Origin of the sequence: Bacillus cereus group sp. BfR-BA-01383 (assembly GCF_022663495.1) — a bacterium.
Lineage (GTDB): Bacteria > Bacillota > Bacilli > Bacillales > Bacillaceae_G > Bacillus_A > Bacillus_A cereus_AU.
Genome location: NZ_JAKUFP010000005.1, coordinates 194634 through 210631, shown reverse-complemented (window position 1 = coordinate 210631; position 15998 = coordinate 194634). Strand labels below are relative to the sequence as shown.

Sequence of the window (15998 nt, the reverse complement as noted above, 5' to 3'; positions counted from 1 at the left end):
TTCTCTATCGTCTCCCGTTAAATAGATTTTTTCTGATTTTATGGCGTATCTTCGTCACTTTTATACTCCAAAATATCACCTGGCTGACAATCCAAAGCCTTACAAATCGCTTCTAATGTTGAAAAACGAACAGCTTTTGCTTTCCCATTTTTCAGAATAGAAAGATTCGCCATAGTAATTCCAACCTTCTCCGAAAGCTCCGTTACACTCATCTTTCGTTTTGCTAACATGACGTCAATATTAATAATAATTGTCATATCCGCCACCTCAGACTGTCAAATCATTTTCTGATTTTATGTTAATCGCTTCTTGTAGCAGCCGTTGGAGGATAGCAGCAAAAACGGCGATAACGAGCGAAGCAAAAATGATGATGAGTCCCACTAACCCAATAGGAGGGTCAATTTTCTTCGCTATAAAATGAAAAAGTGGCAAACCTAATACATACAAACCACTGATTGTAATTGCACAGCCCTTTATATTCTTTAACGACTTTACAGATAATTCCGAGAACGCTGTGTTCTCGTCAATGTAATGTAAAAGATTGAAAGCCTGATAAAGAGCAACATAAAAAGGTACAGCCGCTCCATACATCACAATGAAAACGAGATATTTCATCGGAGCAATATTTGGATACAAATTTGCTGCAAAATTCGCCATTTTAGGCACTAAAAATATGCATAAAGCAAGCACTGCAATTCCAGCCAGAAAAATAATTACTTTTAAGAAAGTGGTTGAACTTCGTTTAAGATTCATTTACAATACCTCACTTATTCAATGACAACATGATTTTACCATAAATTTTATTGTTTAACAATAAATAAATATTGCTTTTCGTTTCATTATTATCGTCACATTCTTTTAATTTCGGCAAAAATAAAAAGAATTTCTCTTTACAAAGAAATTCTTTTACTTGAAAACGTCTCATTTAATCTTAATTTTTTTAAAAAGTTAATTCATAATGGAAATAACGATTATCTCTCAAATAACCATTTTCAGCGTATAATCGCTGTGCTGATAAATTATCAATCTCTGTTTGTAATTTTACACCTTTTGCGCCATTTTCTAATGCAAATTCCTTTGCAACTTCTAATAATTTTTTACCTGTACCAGCTCCACGCTTAGCCGCTTGTACAAATAAATCATTTAAAATCCATAATTCTTTCATTGAAATGGAAGAAAATGATGGATATAGTTGCGTGAACCCAATATATTCGCCGTCTTCAACAGCCACGAAAATAACGGATTCTTTTCTCTCAATTCGATTTTGTAAAAATACTTTTGCTCCTTCTATATCTGAATCTTGTCTATAAAACATGCGATAGTTATTAAAAACTGATGCTAGTCCATCTAAATCTGCAATTGTTGCCTCATATATTCTCATATTACTCCATTCCCCTTCCAATACTGGCTCATTATATCCGTTGCCCATTTAGGCTGTTGTAATTCTTCTTTCGGCATAAACTCTTTCATTATTGGCTTTATATCCAATATAGGCGTGCCATCAATAGCATCTAATCCCTCAACAATAATTGATTTACCTTCCTTTTTTATTACTTTTACAATTGTCACACCTATGCGATTCGGACGATTTTTACCGCGCTGTGCAAAAATGCCTACTTTAGGATAATCATTATTATTTCTAGGATGTCTAGCAAAATATTGAATTTGTTCATCCGTTACTTTATGAAAATAAAAAACAACTTCAATGTGAGAAAAATCTTCAATGCCTTGTATACTTTCCTCTGTATACATTTCATTTAAAGTAATGCAGGATCTTACTTCTCCCCACTCATCATCTTTTATTTCCTTTCTTTCATTATGTACAAATGCGATTGGTTGAACTGAAAACATACGCATTCCTCCCTGAATGTAACCACTTACATTATAAAATATTTTCTGAATGTTTTCCAGACTCGTGATTTAAGTTTACATAATATAATTATAATCTATTTTCTAAAGCGAAATTTACCGCTTCAATCGCATGTATATAGGTTGTATCAAATATTGGAACTGATACGTCTTCCTGTTTTATTAATAACCCTATTTCTGTGCAACCTAAAATTATTCCCTGCGCCCCTTCTTGCACTAACTTTTCTATGACTCTTTTATAATACTCTCTTGATTGAGATGTTATTTCTCCTAAACATAATTCTGTATATATTATTTCGTTTATCTTTTCTCTATTTTTTTCTAATGGTATTATTACTTTTATATCATTCTCTTCTATACGTGACTTATAAAAATCTTGCTCCATTGTGTATTTTGTTCCAAGTAGTCCCACCGTTTGAATACCTTTTCTTTTAATTTCTTTTGCAGTTGCATCAGCAATATGCAAGACCGGAATGTTAATATTTTCCTTTATTTTGTCAACTACCTTGTGCATTGTATTTGTGCAAATGATTATAAAGTCTGCTCCTCCCATCTGCAATGAATATGCCGCATTCCCTAATACTTCTCCTGCTCCATTCCAATCTCCGTTAGACTGGAATCGTTCAATCTCTTCAAAGTCAACGCTATTAATCATACATTTTGCTGAATGTAATCCTCCTAACCTCTCTTTTATTTCTTCATTAATGATTCGATAATATTCAGAAGTTGATTCCCAACTCATACCACCTATAAGACCTATCATTTTCATATATAAACACCACACCTACCTTAACTATTTTTATAAAACTAATAACAACATTTTATTATGTATATTATACATAATAAAACAAGACTTTAAGTTTATAATATAAAGTCTTGTTTTAACCTAATTTAAGATGTCAATAATGAAGATCAATTCTACATTCATTTCCAAGGAAATTTTTATAGAATATTCAGAAATTAATATTTCGATGTTTTTATAGAATCTTTATATTTGTAATTAAAACATTCTCGATACAACTGTTTAATTTCATCATAAGAAGGTACTCGTGGATTATTTCCTGGGCTACCACTTTCAATTGCATCTGACGCCATTTTAGAAATAGCATTTTCAAATTCAATTTCATCGATTCCGTATTCTTTTAAATTTGGAATACGAAGATCAAAGCAAAGTTTCTTTACTTCAGCAAGCATGTAGTTCGCTGCTTCTTCATCAGAATATGAGTAGAAATCTTTATTTAAACTGCGTCCAACCTCGGCTAACCTTTTCACCGCACTTGTTTTTGTAAACTCTAAAACTGTAGGTAATAGTATTGCATTTGATATTCCATGTGGCACATGAAATAATGCTCCCACGGGCCGAGACATTCCATGAACTAATGTAACTGATGCATTTGAAAATGCGATTCCAGCTTGTAATGAAGCAATCATCATCGCTTCTCTTGCTTCCATATTATCTCCATCTTCATATGCAATACGTAAATATTTCATAATACTTTCAATTGCTGAAAGAGCCAGTACATCTGTAAGCGGTTGTGAAACTTTAGAAATATATGCTTCTATTGCATGGCACAATGCATCTATCCCTGTTGCTGCCGTAATCTCGGGTGGTACCGAACATGTTAAAATTGGGTCTATAATTGCTACTTGTGGTATGAAACTCGGATGCTTCATCATCATTTTTACATCTGTTTTTTTATTCGTAATTACTGCTACACTTGTTACTTCTGACCCAGTACCAGAAGTTGTTGGAATTGCAATAAGTGGTAACGGATCATTTTCTATTTCGATATCCTTTTGAACGTAATATTCAATTTCTCCACCATTAGTATATAACACTGCTACCGCTTTCGCAGCATCAATACAACTTCCACCACCAATACCGATAATAAAATCACACTTTCCTTCTTTGCAAATAGTTAACGCTTCTAATACGTGTATATTTGTAGGCTCAGCATTCACTTTATTATATGTAATAACAGTTATACCTTTTTTGTTGAGTTGTTTTATACACCTTTCAACATAACCTAATTTCTCCATAATTGTATCAGTAACTATAAAAGCTCTTTTTCCTAACTTTTTTGATTGTTCCCCCAGTTTTTCAAGCGAATTTCTCCCATATAATACAGACTTCGGCATACGAAATTCAGCAACTTCTTGCAAGTACTCCACCCCTTCTTACCCTAATTAATATTTTATGAAATAAAATATCGATTTGATGAATCTTTACTATTCGAATTTCAAATATTTTTAATAGATTCCTGTTAAAGTATAGAACGCGATGACTGCAAATACAGCAACCGTTTTCAAAATTGTAATAGCAAATATATCTTTATATGACTGTTTGTGTGTTAATCCTGTTACTGTAAGAATCGTAATAATAGCTCCGTTATGTGGTAATGTATCCATTCCTCCTGATGCCATTGATACGATACGGTGCATAACTTCTAACGGAATATCAAATTGATTGGCTGCTGCAATAAATTTATCCCCCATAGCACTTAAAACAATTCCCATTCCTCCTGATGCGGAGCCTGTAATACCTGCTAATATATTCGTCGTTACCGCTCCATTCACTAAAGGATTCGTGAACGTTGCAGAGATACTGTCTCTCATTATCGCAAAACCAGGAAGTGCTGCAATGACACCACCAAAGCCAAACTCAGCCCCTGTATTCATTGTTGCAAGTAGTGCTCCCCCAATACTTGTATTTAATCCAGCTTGAAAACCTGTTACTACTCGTTTCCAATATAATAAAAGTGTTGAAACAATCCCAATGATAAGTGCCAACTCTACAGACCAAATTCCTACTACTGCACTTAATTCTACCTTTCCAAATGCTTTCATACCAATTGCAGAAAAATCAAAACCATTCGGATACCACTTCGGTATCATGATTGTGAAAACTTTATTCATTACACCTACTAAAATAAGTGGTACAAACGCAATTACTTGCTGTATTCTTGTAATTTCAATACTGCTTAGTACCGGCATATCTTTTTGTTCTAATTGTAAAGATGCAGCCATTTCATTATTCCCATCATTAAACCCGAAATAGCCTTCTCCCGCTGCCTTAGCCTTTTTACTTCTACTCTCTAAATATAGTAAACCTAACGTTAAAACAAAGATTGCTCCTAAAATACCTAGTATCGGAGCAGCATAAATATCAGTTTTAAAAAAAGTTGTAGGTATTACATTTTGAATTTGTGGTGATCCAGGAAGTGCATCCATTGTAAACGTCGCTGCTCCGAGAACAATCGTTCCAGGGATTAAACGCTTTGGAATATCGGCTTGTCGAAACAACTTAGCCGCGAACGGGAATATAGCGAATACCACTACATACACACTAACACCGCTATACGTTAAAATAGCCCCCATTAAAACAATCGCTAAAATTGTACGTTTTTCCCCAACTAACTCTACAATTGTCTTTGCGATTGAGTCAGCAATTCCTGACATTTCTACTACTTTCCCAAATATTGCCCCTAGTAAAAACACTGGAAAGTATAACTTAATAAATCCTACCATTTTCTCCATAAAAATATTAGAAAAGAAAGGTAATACAAAACTAGGTTCTGTCAAAAATACCGCAAATAATGCAAAAATCGGTGCAAATAAAATAACAGAAAACCCTCTATATGCTACAAACATAAGTAAACTAAGTGCTAATAAAATAATAACTAGCTCCAATTATACCCCTCCTTTAAACTGAAAATTCAATCTTATTTTGATAAACTTCTGTAATCTTGCCACACTCTATTCTTTCATGACAAACCTCCTCTATTTGTTACAAATTTTTCATGCTAAAAATGTCTAATTATACATATTCGATTACATATGAAAAATCCCTTTAAACGATAACGATTTCATCGTCATACGTTATAAAGGGACTATTAATGTCTATATTCATTGCTTTATCAAGCTATTTTCTATACAAAAATAATGTAACCCTTCTACATCATTCGCGATATGAGTCACACCAACTTCAGTCAATTCTTTTTTACTTCCATAGCCATACAAAACTCCAATTGAAGCAATTCCATTATGATTAGCTCCTATTATATCGTGCTTTCTATCCCCAATCATGACCATTTCTTCTTTTTTAAGCTCTTCATTTGTTTGTAAAATATGAGCAATGATTTCTTCTTTTTTTATTCTCGTTCCATCTAAATTACTTCCAATGATATCTTCAAAATAATTCGTTAGTTGAAAATGTTCTATTACTTGTCTAGCAAATATAGTAGGCTTTGAAGTAGCTATAAATAAACGATTTCCCGTATCTTTTAATTGTTTTAGGAGATTTGGAATACCCTCGTATACATTATTTTCAAACAATCCACTCTGCTTTAAATACTCACGAAAATAAAAAACAGCTCGTTCAACTTCTCCTTCACTCATATTATATCTCTCTATGAATGATTGTTGAATGGGAGGACCAATAAATGAGTCTAACTCATTTGCATGTAATTCTTCAATTCCTACTTTTTTTAACGCGTACAAAACTGAATTTATAATCCCTTCTTTCGGATCCGTCAATGTTCCATCTAAATCGAATAGAAATGTTGTATACATATTTAATCCCCCACTCATTTTAACTTTATATGCAATACTGAAGGCTTTCTCCTACTCCGCCTCTACTATAATACCATTATTTATCTTTTCAAAAAATTACTTTTTCTATGTTACATACTTTCAGTTACAAAATGAGATAGATATGATAAAGTAAAAAAGTTACAATTATTTTAATAGAAACTGGTGAAATAAATGTCAATTACGTTAATCTTTATTATAGCCTTCACAATTATAATCCACGCAGTCGAAACAAGTTCTTATAGTATTCGTTTAGCTGGTGTTCGTTTAAAAAAGATTGCCGTTTCCTTATCCGGCGTAGGAATGGTACTGCTTATTTCAAGAACATCTAACTTACTACAAGCCTTTTTAATCGGTGGTATTGTCGGATGAAGCAAAGCTAGATTCTTCTATTGATTTAGAGCATATTATACGGCTCGTTCTATTATCTGCTTCTGTCGGTACATTGCTCGCGATTATACTTTATCCAACTTTGACAAAACTATTTGGATACGTCATTCAAAACTTTGAAACAGATGGTTCATTCATTCGAATGATGAAGACGAATAACATTCAAAAATTAAAGTACACAAAAAAATATGTACGCTTTCCAAAGCTAGAAATGATTCATAGACTGCGTATCGGTGGTATTCCAAAACGTATTATGCTTATCAACATGTTTGCTACTGCAATTTATACAGCCGGTGTCCTTTCGGCCCTTTACGCTTCTTTTCTAAATCCAGATTATGCAACAAACGCAAGTACAGCTTCTGGACTTGTAAATGGTTTTGCTACTATTTTATTAACAGTACTACTCGATCCACGCATTGCTTTATTAACAGAGCGAGCTTTACAATCAGAACACGGTGCTGAATCTATGAGTAAAATGTATGGTTGGCTAATGATTTCTAGACTTTTCGGCACATTACTCGCACAACTTTTATTCGTACCAGGTGCTTACTGGATTTTATGGATTATTGAACTGATGCATTAATTTACTAGAAAGGTGAATATATCAATGAAGATACAAACAGAGCAAGATATAATTCGCTTAGTAGAAAACGATGAATGGATGATGAACGTATTACAAATGGCAAAATCACTAGAGCTACCTGATTGGTGGATTTGCGCCGGGTTTGTTCGTTCTAAAATTTGGGATACTTTACATAACTTCGAAGTAAGAACAACTACACCAGACGTTGATGTCATTTATTTTGATTCTTTTCTTAAAGATGAGGCATACGAACAATCATTAGAGAAGAAACTGACACATTTAGATGCTTCTATACCTTGGTCAGTTAAGAATCAAGCTCGTATGCATGTAGTAAATAACATGCCACCGTATTCTTCTTCTGTGGATGCTATTTCTAAATTTCCAGAAACAGCAACTGCTTTAGGCGTTACACTTGACGAGCAAAACAATGTCATATTAACAACTCCATGTGGAATTGAAGATGTACTTTCATTACAAGTAAAACCGACAGCTCATTTTCTTGAAACGAAAGAACGAATACATATGTACAATAAGAGAGTTATGAAAAAGAATTGGCAAAGCAAATGGTCTAACATAACAATCACTTATCCCGAAATTTAGATAGGGTGCTTCTCATTTGTAGAAGCACCCTTTTTCATTTCAAAAAATGAATGACTGTTTCTGCGAATCGATCTGCTTCTTCATAATGAGGTGTATGACCACTCTCTTCAAACACGATATACTTACCGTTTCGAGCATCTTTATTAAATGTTTCAATTTGTTTTTCACATGTGACTACATCATATTTCCCTACAATTAATAACATTGGATTCTTTACTTCTTCTATTTTTGATAATAATGACGTATGACATGCGCCTTCTGACTTCAGTCTATCAAAATGGATGTTGGAACGATTTGAAAATACATCCCACTCTTCGTCACTATATAAACTATCGTCCGTTTCATCTTCCGTATAATTGTAAATCTCCATTCTTTTTTCTTCTAATTCATTACTTAATCTTATATAAGCTTCTAGCAAATCTTTTGAACTAGCATTACTAGATGAGTAAGCTAGGCACTCTTCTGCTGCTGCTTCTTTTCCGTATTTCTTTAATAAACTCCCTGTCTTTTGTAATAAAGCTCTACTTGTTAATGCAAAATCAAAAGTCGGCCCTTCAAATATTATTTTCTCTATTGAATTTGGGTATGTCACCGCATATAATAACGCTAAATATCCACCGAAAGAATGTCCTATTACAGACCATTGCTCAATTTGTAATACTTTTCTTAGTTCCTCACAGTCTTCAATTAAATCACTTAGTCCAAAAGGTTCTTCTTCAGTAATTACTTCTGATCGACAAACTCCTCTTTGATCTATCATAATTACATATAAGGAATCTTTTAATCGTTCCGCTTGATGAAACGAAAAATCATAGCAACTCTCTCCTGGTCCACCGTGCAAATACAATACTGGCTTATTTTTAGGGTTTCCATGTGTTTCAACGTATAGCTTTGTCCCTCTAATGTTCATGTATTTCCCAACTTCAATCAAATTCGTTTTTATTATCATCACCTTCTTTTATACTGAATATTATAACATTTCAACCTAAATAATTCCTATTACATTTAAAAAGACGATGATTATTGCAAGTGGTGCTACAAATCGAAGTAAAAATGCCCAACAAGTAAATATTTTCTTTCCGTAATTTCCACCTACAAAAAATTCTGCTTCTAACACTTTCTTTTCCATTTTGAATGATACGAAAATACTAATAAATAGTGCTCCAAGTGGCATTAATATATTACTAGATAGAAAATCTACTGCATCAAAAATATTCTTCCCAAAAATCGTAATATCACTCCATACTCCAAAGGATAACGCAGATGGTATACCTACTAGGAAAATGCAGAAACCGATAATCCATGATAGCTTAGTTCTTCTTTCTTGCTTCCCATTCGCCATTGCTGAAACAACTGTTTCAAGTAAAGAGAACGCTGATGTTAATGTGGCAAATGTAAATAGCGCAAGAAATACTGTTAAGAACAATCCGCCGAATGGAATTTGACTAAATACTGATGGTAGTACGATAAATAGTAGTCCAGGCCCTTCTGTCGGCTCCATGCCTAGTGAAAATACTGCCGGAAATATAGCAAGACCCGCAAATAAAGATACGAATAAATTCAATCCAACAATCGTAACTGCTGATTTTGGTAAACTTTCTTTTTTATTTAAATACGAACTATACGTAACCATAATCGAAATTCCGATACTAATCGCAAAGAATGATTGGCTCATTGCGAACAAAATACTTTCTGAAGTAATCTTTGAGAAATCTAGTTGTAAGAAAAACTTCACACCTTTCATCGCATCATCAAGTGTTAATGAGCGAATAATAAGAGCGACAAATAATACGAACAATGCCGGCAACATATATTTACTTGCTTTTTCAATCCCATTTTGTACACCTTTTGATACAACCCATATCGTAATGAACATAAAAACAAAATGTCCAGTAATAGCCCAAACAGGATTTCCAATTGTTTCAGTAAATAATGCACTGTAATTCTGCCCTGAAGTAATAAGCTGTCCAGTTACTCCTCTGAATAAATAAATTAGTACCCATCCGCCTACAACACTATAAAATGACAGTAATATAAAACAAGTTCCAACACCAAGACGTCCAATCCAGTGCCATCCTGTATTTGGCGCTATACTTTTAAATGCTCCAACTGCTTGTTTCTGTGTACTGCGTCCAATCATAAATTCAGCTATTAGTAATGGTAGTCCAATTAATACCGTAAATAATATAAAGATTAAAAAGAATGCTCCTCCTCCGCTCTTCCCAGCGATATAAGGAAACTTCCATATTGCACCTAGTCCAATTGCTGATCCTGCCGCAGCCATTATAAAACCTAATTTCGAAGTCCATTGCTCCGTCTGTTTCATCTTATTTTCCTCCTAATTAAATCTTTTTATATAAATAATTAAATTTTATAAACCAATCCAAATAAACCCTCCATTTCTTTTTCTATAAAATAAAAAATGGCCTAGCATCTCTTTAAATAAAGAGACGCTAAGCCATATACTTAACGCGGTACCACCCTTATTGATTCCATTATGAATCCACCTTAGTAGTAATCGTTTGATTACAAACCTAATATCGAAGGTTAACCGTTAAGATTTACTAAGAATGTAATTCCGTTCCACCTTACTGCTCCTAGGCGAGTTCAGGATGTCATTTGACTATGTCGCACCAACCCATAGCTCTCTGTACAAATACATGACCTTACTACTCCTATTCAACACGTTTTAATATTTAGAATATATTTTCTTTTAAAATTAATATGAAGTATATCGATTATATCTGTAACTGTCAAGGTATATATTGATTTTTTTGTCGAAAAGGATTTTTATATAGATTTATAGAAAATATTTACAATAAAAACAAAAGGAGATTAACACGTTATGTCACTATTAAAGAATGGCTGTTTTTTTGTTATCCGCTCATTTCTCATCATTCTTGGCATTATTGCGATTTGTTCCTTACCACAATTGTTTTTCGGTACACCTCCTAATTCAGCAAAATCGCTAGCAATGCCGCCTACACCAACTTTACAATTTAATATTAGTAACTATTTAGATTCGATTTCAAATGTTATTTCTTCTTTGTTTTACCCTACAAGTATTACTTATAAAATTAGCAATGCTGGCACTCAGTCGCCAGACCGTGATCTTTTTCCATACTTGCTAGAATCATATACGCATACATTAACTATTATGATGTGTGCCTTCCTTATCGCCGCACTTCTTTCTACTACTTTTACTATTCTTACATTTTACTTTCCTCAACGCCTTCAATCTCTTATTCTTAAAACTTTACACGTACTAGAATCATTACCAGACTTATTTTTTGTCGTCTGCGTACAGTTATTTGTCATTTGGATTTATAAAAATACAAATATACTCGTTACGGTTCCTTTTTCTACTATGCAAGAAAAAACATATTTGTTACCGATATTAACACTGAGTATTTTACCGATTATTTACTTATACAAAATTTGCTTGTTAAATTATAATGATGAGCTGCAAAAAGATTATATAAACGTTGCGGTCGCAAAGGGATTAAAACCGTTTTACATTTTATATAAACACGTGCTTATCAACGCCTTACTCTCCATCTTTTATAATGCAAAATCTATTTTTTTATTTATGATTTCCAATATGATCGTACTGGAGTATTTATTTAATTCCTACGGTTTATTTAAATTTTTAATTATGCATCAAACACCTGAAATTATTACGGTAAGTATATTAATTTTAACAATTCCATTCTATCTCTCCTTTGAACTATTAAAACGCATTTTACCAGGAAGAAGGGATTTACATGCTTAAAAAGGTGGTTTTTAATATGCGATTTTTAATCGGTCTTTTTATTTTAGTAATTATTATTATTTCAAGTTTTATTACGAAAGAGAAAGAAAGAGACGAAAATTCTCGATTTTTAAACATAATGTAAAAATAAAGGAACATTAAAAGAATCCTCGCGAAAATCGCGAAGATTCTTTTTTCACGGTAAAAGTCTCGTACAATCTCTCGGAAAAGCACTCGCTTCTCTCACATTCGATAACTCTAAAAGCTTATACACAACTCGTTCTAATCCAATTCCAAAGCCACCATGCGGCGGACATCCGTAGCGGAATGTATCTACATACGATTGAAATTTCTCTGGGTGTAATCCTTTTTCTTTAAAAGATGCGAGTAACATTTCATGATTATGAATACGCTGTGCACCTGACGTTATTTCTAATCCTTTATATAATAGGTCAAATGAATCCGTTATGGCTTCGTTCTCCTTATTCGGCATTGTATACATTGGTCGCGCTTCTTTTGGATAATGAGTAATGAATACAAATTCACTATTATATGTTTCTTTCACATATTTCCCCAGTAATTTTTCACCTTCTGTATCTAGATCCCCTATAGGAGATTCTTTTCGATACTTACTTTTCAAAACTTCTTGTGCTTCTGATAATGTGATTTTAGGAATTTCTGCAATGATAGGTACTGTTATTTGTAATAGTTGTAGTTCTTTTTCACATTTTTCTCCTACTTGTTGAAACATGTATCGTAAAACATCTGTTTCTAATTGCATCACTTCATGAAAATCATTTATAAACCCAAGTTCTACGTCTAACGATATATATTCATTTAAATGTCGTGAAGAGTTATGACGTTCAGCCCGGTACACAGGAGCAATTTCAAAAACACGCTCGAGTCCCCCAGCTACCATCATTTGTTTATAGAACTGTGGTGATTGAGCTAAATACGCTTCTTTTTGGAAATATGGAAGCTTAAAAACATTCGCCCCGCCCTCTGCTCCTTGCGAAACAATTTTCGGCGTAAATATACGTGTAAAATCGTTCTCCGTTAAATATTCACTAAAGCTTTGAGCAAGTGTAGCTTTCACTTTAAAAATCGCCGCGGTTCGCTCATGTCTTAATGATATTACCCGCTCATTCAATATTTGATCTAAGCCAACTTGTAACTTCTTTTTGTTTATTTCAAATGGAAGTGGTTCTGCACTATTTAATATTTTCACTTCATGTGCAAGCACTTCAACACCTAATTCTGTTTTCGAAGTCTCTACTATTTCACCAACCACTTGTACGACACTTTCAACATCTACTTTATATCCAGCCAGCTTGCTTTCTAATACGCATTGAATAACTCCTGTCCGGTCCCGTAATAATAAAAAACTAACATTTCCAAGATGACGAATCTTTTTTACCCATCCCTGTAGTAATACCGTCTTTCCGGTATGCTCCGTACATTCTCGTGTGAGTGAACGCTTCATTATTTGATCCATTATATTTCCCTCCAGTAGTTTTATTTTTATTTACGTTATTGTTGTCGTTGTCGTCGTCATCATCCACGATCACTCACCTCCTTTCAAAGAATACAAAAATCCGCCCCTATAAATAGGGACGGATTTTTTTCCGCGGTACCACCCAAATTGTCATACTGACCATCTTAGTCCTGATAACGGTAGGTACCGTTTGCTTTTACTAATTATCACGTTCAAAGCAACACTCACAGGTGTCTTTCCATCATGCGGTATCGCAATCTTCCCAGCAACCGATTGCTCTCTGTAGACCCTTGCATCATGTACTTTTCCTGATCATCACTTTTTGTATTTGCAGAGTATTCTAACTCTTAGTTTTGTAAAATGCAAGCCTTTTTATTAAACTCTACAGTTATTTAGTAAGTATTTTTTACGTTTTATTATTATTTACCCATGTAGATTTACATTAGTTTTTTAATACCCTTCGATAACTTCCATTTTATTACATATTTTATGTATTTCCCACACATATTAATATCAAAATTGTAACGGAGGTATACATATGAAAAAAGCAATTAGTTTCTTCTTCCTTTTGTTTTGCCTAATTGTAGTAAATGAAACATACGCCTATTCACCAAAATCTTTACCAATCTCTCAAAATTCTGATCAATGGCGAGTGAATATTGCTGAACCGAAAAAAATAAGCAAGAATATGCTTCAAGCTAAAAAAGATGAATTTCAAACATATCAATTTTCAGTAACGAATGTTGGAGAAAACGAAGTATATAACGTACAAGTTGAAGTCTTCCGTAATGAACCAAATATGAAAACCAAATACGAACTCTTTTCCCTAGAAGAAAGTCGACTAGCAAGCGGAAAAACTGGATTCAGACATGCTAACTTCCCTGTTTCTACAAAAGCAGATGAGGTTGACGTGATCATTACATGGCAAGAACATCCTTTCCGCTCGATGAGAAACGGTCAAAAAGTTGAGTCTAGAAAATTTAAAGAGCATTTTGTTTTTAAAGATACAAAAAAGTAAATGGAATGTGGATATATTCACACTATCATTGATATCACCTAATTTACTCATACCAGTTCTTAGAAAAATAAAAAAGTCGTGGCTTATAAAATGCCACGACTTTTTTATATTAATTCGTACTAATTCCTCTTGCTGCCCAAATACGATCGATATCAGCAGCGTGTTGTCCGCCATATAAAAGAGCATCCGCTTGCTTAATTGCTTTTGCTCCATCACGGAATTTTGCATTTGGCGTTAATGACCAATGTGATTGTAAAATAATTTTTGTTGCTACATCACGGCCAAAGGCTTGTGCCATTTCGTATTGGCCTTGTGCCCAAATTTCCCCATCATTATGCACTTCGTTCGTTATATCTTTCGGATACACTTTATTCGTATCTAATCGGCGTAAGCATGTCGGATCTGAACTAGAATACGCAGTCGCATCCCATTCTCCAATACATGCTTTTCCGTAACCTGTCGTTGATACCGCATCTTCATAAGTAGCGCCTAAGAAATCTCCAAACCCTTCTCCCATCGCTCCGCCTTCTGCTGAACTTCCAAAGCCAGGTACTTGATTGTCTTGAATCGAATGTCCATATTCATGTGCGATAATACCCGCATCTTCCGCATCATCTACTCCGCCAGTACCAAATGTTAATGCTTTCGTTGATGGTGAATAAAATGAGTTATCATCAGTTGTACCATTTACATTCACTTTAATGGAACGGTTATTAATATTTTTTAAGCCTAATCCTTGAATGTAACGCTGTAATGTATCAATATGATAATACGACATAACATCTTCAAAACTATCATTTGCGCGTGTATAGTTGAATTGTAAATTTGTAGATTTTGTCTTCGCTTTTGAAGAAATCGTAACATACTCTCCAATTAAAAATCCTGTACCATCTAACCCTTTTAAAGTAACGGTTTTCAATTGATTCGTTAAAGCCGCTGAATCTGCATCTTTATTATCCTTTAACCCAGCTAAACTACCACTAGATACAATTGGGTTAGGTAAAAATACTTTTCCTGTTCCTTCTGCCTTTCGGTTTATATCAACCTTTTTTATTAGCTTCCCATTTTCCGCATCAACAAATGTTTCCCATGCACCGAAAGGTTTATTAGAATGGACTAAAACTTTGTATACTGGGATAGCGATTCCCTCTTCAATAATATATCCGAATTCTTTCTCTGTAGGAGCCCATAAGTTTTGCTCACTTTCCCCTCCAACATACGCCATTGATTTCTGTTCTGCTTCTTTTTCACTAATCTTTTTCGTTATTTCCTTCACATTTTGAACAGGCTGGTAATCCGACACAGCAAGTACTCCTTGCCCTTGTCCATTAATAGTAACTGTTATTTGTTTTGAAAATACAGGAGCACCATTGACTACTTGCTGGAACCGAACATATGAAGCTACTGACGTATCCGTTGTAGAAATATATTGTAAATCGGAAAGGTCTGGCTTTAATCCGTATTCCGTAGCATGTCCTTTTAAATATTCAATTGCTTTCTTTTGCGGCGAATACGCTTCTAGCTTTACTTGTTGTTGTTTTTCAAGTGCTGAAACAGTAGAAATTGTCCCCATTACTAATGGTACAGTCATTGCCATTGCCACCATTTTTTTGTTAAACATAGAACCACTCCCCCTAATAAATTGAAACCTTTACCCCATTCCTATAAGGCTATTACTGTCCACAAGTAACGAAATAAAGTG

Annotated in this window: 15 protein-coding genes, 1 pseudogene and 2 other annotated features; of the genes and pseudogenes, 4 read left to right on the top strand and 12 right to left on the bottom strand. The window is 33.9% G+C overall.

Features of this window, described 5'->3' with window-relative positions; genetic code table 11:
* Nucleotides 1-38: 38 nt before the first annotated feature.
* The 8 genes from MR065_RS07855 to MR065_RS07820 form a co-directional block, all read right to left on the bottom strand.
* On the bottom strand, nucleotides 39-257 hold the full coding sequence (locus MR065_RS07855; protein ID WP_097905160.1) for a helix-turn-helix domain-containing protein: 219 nt from the start codon (nucleotides 255-257) through the stop codon (nucleotides 39-41).
* A gap of 10 nt (nucleotides 258-267) precedes the next feature.
* Nucleotides 268-753: a DUF2975 domain-containing protein gene (locus tag MR065_RS07850; protein ID WP_242213195.1), complete on the bottom strand. Its 486-nt coding sequence runs from the start codon at nucleotides 751-753 to the stop codon at nucleotides 268-270.
* A gap of 187 nt (nucleotides 754-940) precedes the next feature.
* Nucleotides 941-1381, bottom strand: coding sequence for a GNAT family N-acetyltransferase (locus tag MR065_RS07845; protein ID WP_242213194.1), 441 nt, complete (start codon nucleotides 1379-1381; stop codon nucleotides 941-943).
* Nucleotides 1378-1851 carry an SAM-dependent methyltransferase gene (locus MR065_RS07840; RefSeq protein WP_242213193.1) on the bottom strand — a complete coding sequence of 158 codons (474 nt, stop codon included), beginning with the start codon at nucleotides 1849-1851 and terminating at the stop codon, nucleotides 1378-1380. Before MR065_RS07840 ends, MR065_RS07845 begins: the two co-directional genes overlap by 4 nt.
* Before the next feature lie 88 nt (nucleotides 1852-1939).
* Nucleotides 1940-2638, bottom strand: coding sequence for an aspartate/glutamate racemase family protein (locus MR065_RS07835; protein WP_242213192.1), 699 nt, complete (start codon nucleotides 2636-2638; stop codon nucleotides 1940-1942).
* Nucleotides 2639-2829: 191 nt separating this feature from the next.
* Complete coding sequence (locus tag MR065_RS07830) at nucleotides 2830-4032, bottom strand: iron-containing alcohol dehydrogenase (RefSeq protein WP_242213191.1); 1203 nt, start codon at nucleotides 4030-4032, stop codon at nucleotides 2830-2832.
* An 87-nt stretch (nucleotides 4033-4119) separates the two neighbouring features.
* Nucleotides 4120-5559 (bottom strand): GntP family permease, encoded by a 1440-nt coding sequence (locus MR065_RS07825; protein ID WP_242213190.1) that lies wholly within the window; start codon nucleotides 5557-5559, stop codon nucleotides 4120-4122.
* A 216-nt stretch (nucleotides 5560-5775) separates the two neighbouring features.
* Complete coding sequence (locus MR065_RS07820; protein WP_242213189.1) at nucleotides 5776-6441, bottom strand: HAD family hydrolase; 666 nt, start codon at nucleotides 6439-6441, stop codon at nucleotides 5776-5778.
* 192 nt (nucleotides 6442-6633) lie between these two features.
* Between MR065_RS07820 and MR065_RS07815 the strand changes: the two are divergent.
* A pseudogene (locus MR065_RS07815) lies at nucleotides 6634-7432 on the top strand (lipid II flippase Amj family protein).
* 24 nt (nucleotides 7433-7456) lie between these two features.
* The gene (locus tag MR065_RS07810) at nucleotides 7457-8032 is read left to right on the top strand and encodes a nucleotidyltransferase family protein (RefSeq protein ID WP_242213188.1); all 576 of its coding nucleotides are present in this window, start codon (nucleotides 7457-7459) and stop codon (nucleotides 8030-8032) included.
* A gap of 34 nt (nucleotides 8033-8066) precedes the next feature.
* On the opposite strand, the gene MR065_RS07805 is transcribed toward MR065_RS07810, so the two are convergent.
* A complete protein-coding gene (locus tag MR065_RS07805) occupies nucleotides 8067-8981 on the bottom strand; it encodes an alpha/beta fold hydrolase (protein WP_242213187.1) in 915 nt (304 codons plus the stop codon).
* 36 nt (nucleotides 8982-9017) lie between these two features.
* Complete coding sequence (locus tag MR065_RS07800; RefSeq protein ID WP_242213186.1) at nucleotides 9018-10358, bottom strand: sodium-dependent transporter; 1341 nt, start codon at nucleotides 10356-10358, stop codon at nucleotides 9018-9020.
* A 117-nt stretch (nucleotides 10359-10475) separates the two neighbouring features.
* Nucleotides 10476-10724: a binding site (T-box leader), on the bottom strand.
* 153 nt (nucleotides 10725-10877) lie between these two features.
* Here MR065_RS07800 and MR065_RS07795 point away from each other — a divergent pair.
* Entirely contained in the window at nucleotides 10878-11804 is a 927-nt protein-coding gene (locus MR065_RS07795; protein WP_242213185.1) for an ABC transporter permease subunit, read from the top strand.
* Nucleotides 11805-11979: 175 nt separating this feature from the next.
* On the opposite strand, the gene aspS is transcribed toward MR065_RS07795, so the two are convergent.
* Nucleotides 11980-13278, bottom strand: a complete 1299-nt coding sequence (aspS, locus tag MR065_RS07790) for an aspartate--tRNA(Asn) ligase (protein WP_242213184.1) — start codon at nucleotides 13276-13278, stop codon at nucleotides 11980-11982.
* Nucleotides 13279-13389: 111 nt separating this feature from the next.
* Nucleotides 13390-13603 (bottom strand) — a binding site (T-box leader).
* Nucleotides 13604-13816: 213 nt separating this feature from the next.
* On the opposite strand from aspS, the gene MR065_RS07785 reads away from it, so the two are divergent.
* Nucleotides 13817-14296: a hypothetical protein gene (locus tag MR065_RS07785; protein ID WP_242213183.1), complete on the top strand. Its 480-nt coding sequence runs from the start codon at nucleotides 13817-13819 to the stop codon at nucleotides 14294-14296.
* 109 nt (nucleotides 14297-14405) lie between these two features.
* On the opposite strand, the gene MR065_RS07780 is transcribed toward MR065_RS07785, so the two are convergent.
* Nucleotides 14406-15917: a M36 family metallopeptidase gene (locus MR065_RS07780; protein ID WP_242213182.1), complete on the bottom strand. Its 1512-nt coding sequence runs from the start codon at nucleotides 15915-15917 to the stop codon at nucleotides 14406-14408.
* Nucleotides 15918-15998 lie beyond the last annotated feature (81 nt).

Excerpts from the sequence above, each read along its gene's own strand:
- MR065_RS07845 (WP_242213194.1), bottom strand. The coding sequence starts at position 1,381 with ATGAGAATATATGAGGCAACAATTGCAGATTTAGATGGACTAGCATCA.
- MR065_RS07780 (WP_242213182.1), bottom strand. The coding sequence starts at position 15,917 with ATGTTTAACAAAAAAATGGTGGCAATGGCAATGACTGTACCATTAGTA.
- MR065_RS07855 (WP_097905160.1), bottom strand. The coding sequence starts at position 257 with ATGACAATTATTATTAATATTGACGTCATGTTAGCAAAACGAAAGATG.
- MR065_RS07800 (WP_242213186.1), bottom strand. The coding sequence starts at position 10,358 with ATGAAACAGACGGAGCAATGGACTTCGAAATTAGGTTTTATAATGGCT.
- MR065_RS07835 (WP_242213192.1), bottom strand. The coding sequence starts at position 2,638 with ATGAAAATGATAGGTCTTATAGGTGGTATGAGTTGGGAATCAACTTCT.
- MR065_RS07840 (WP_242213193.1), bottom strand. The coding sequence starts at position 1,851 with ATGTTTTCAGTTCAACCAATCGCATTTGTACATAATGAAAGAAAGGAA.
- MR065_RS07785 (WP_242213183.1), top strand. The coding sequence starts at position 13,817 with ATGAAAAAAGCAATTAGTTTCTTCTTCCTTTTGTTTTGCCTAATTGTA.
- MR065_RS07810 (WP_242213188.1), top strand. The coding sequence starts at position 7,457 with ATGAAGATACAAACAGAGCAAGATATAATTCGCTTAGTAGAAAACGAT.
- MR065_RS07805 (WP_242213187.1), bottom strand. The coding sequence starts at position 8,981 with ATGATAATAAAAACGAATTTGATTGAAGTTGGGAAATACATGAACATT.
- MR065_RS07850 (WP_242213195.1), bottom strand. The coding sequence starts at position 753 with ATGAATCTTAAACGAAGTTCAACCACTTTCTTAAAAGTAATTATTTTT.
- aspS (WP_242213184.1), bottom strand. The coding sequence starts at position 13,278 with ATGGATCAAATAATGAAGCGTTCACTCACACGAGAATGTACGGAGCAT.
- MR065_RS07795 (WP_242213185.1), top strand. The coding sequence starts at position 10,878 with ATGTCACTATTAAAGAATGGCTGTTTTTTTGTTATCCGCTCATTTCTC.
- MR065_RS07820 (WP_242213189.1), bottom strand. The coding sequence starts at position 6,441 with ATGTATACAACATTTCTATTCGATTTAGATGGAACATTGACGGATCCG.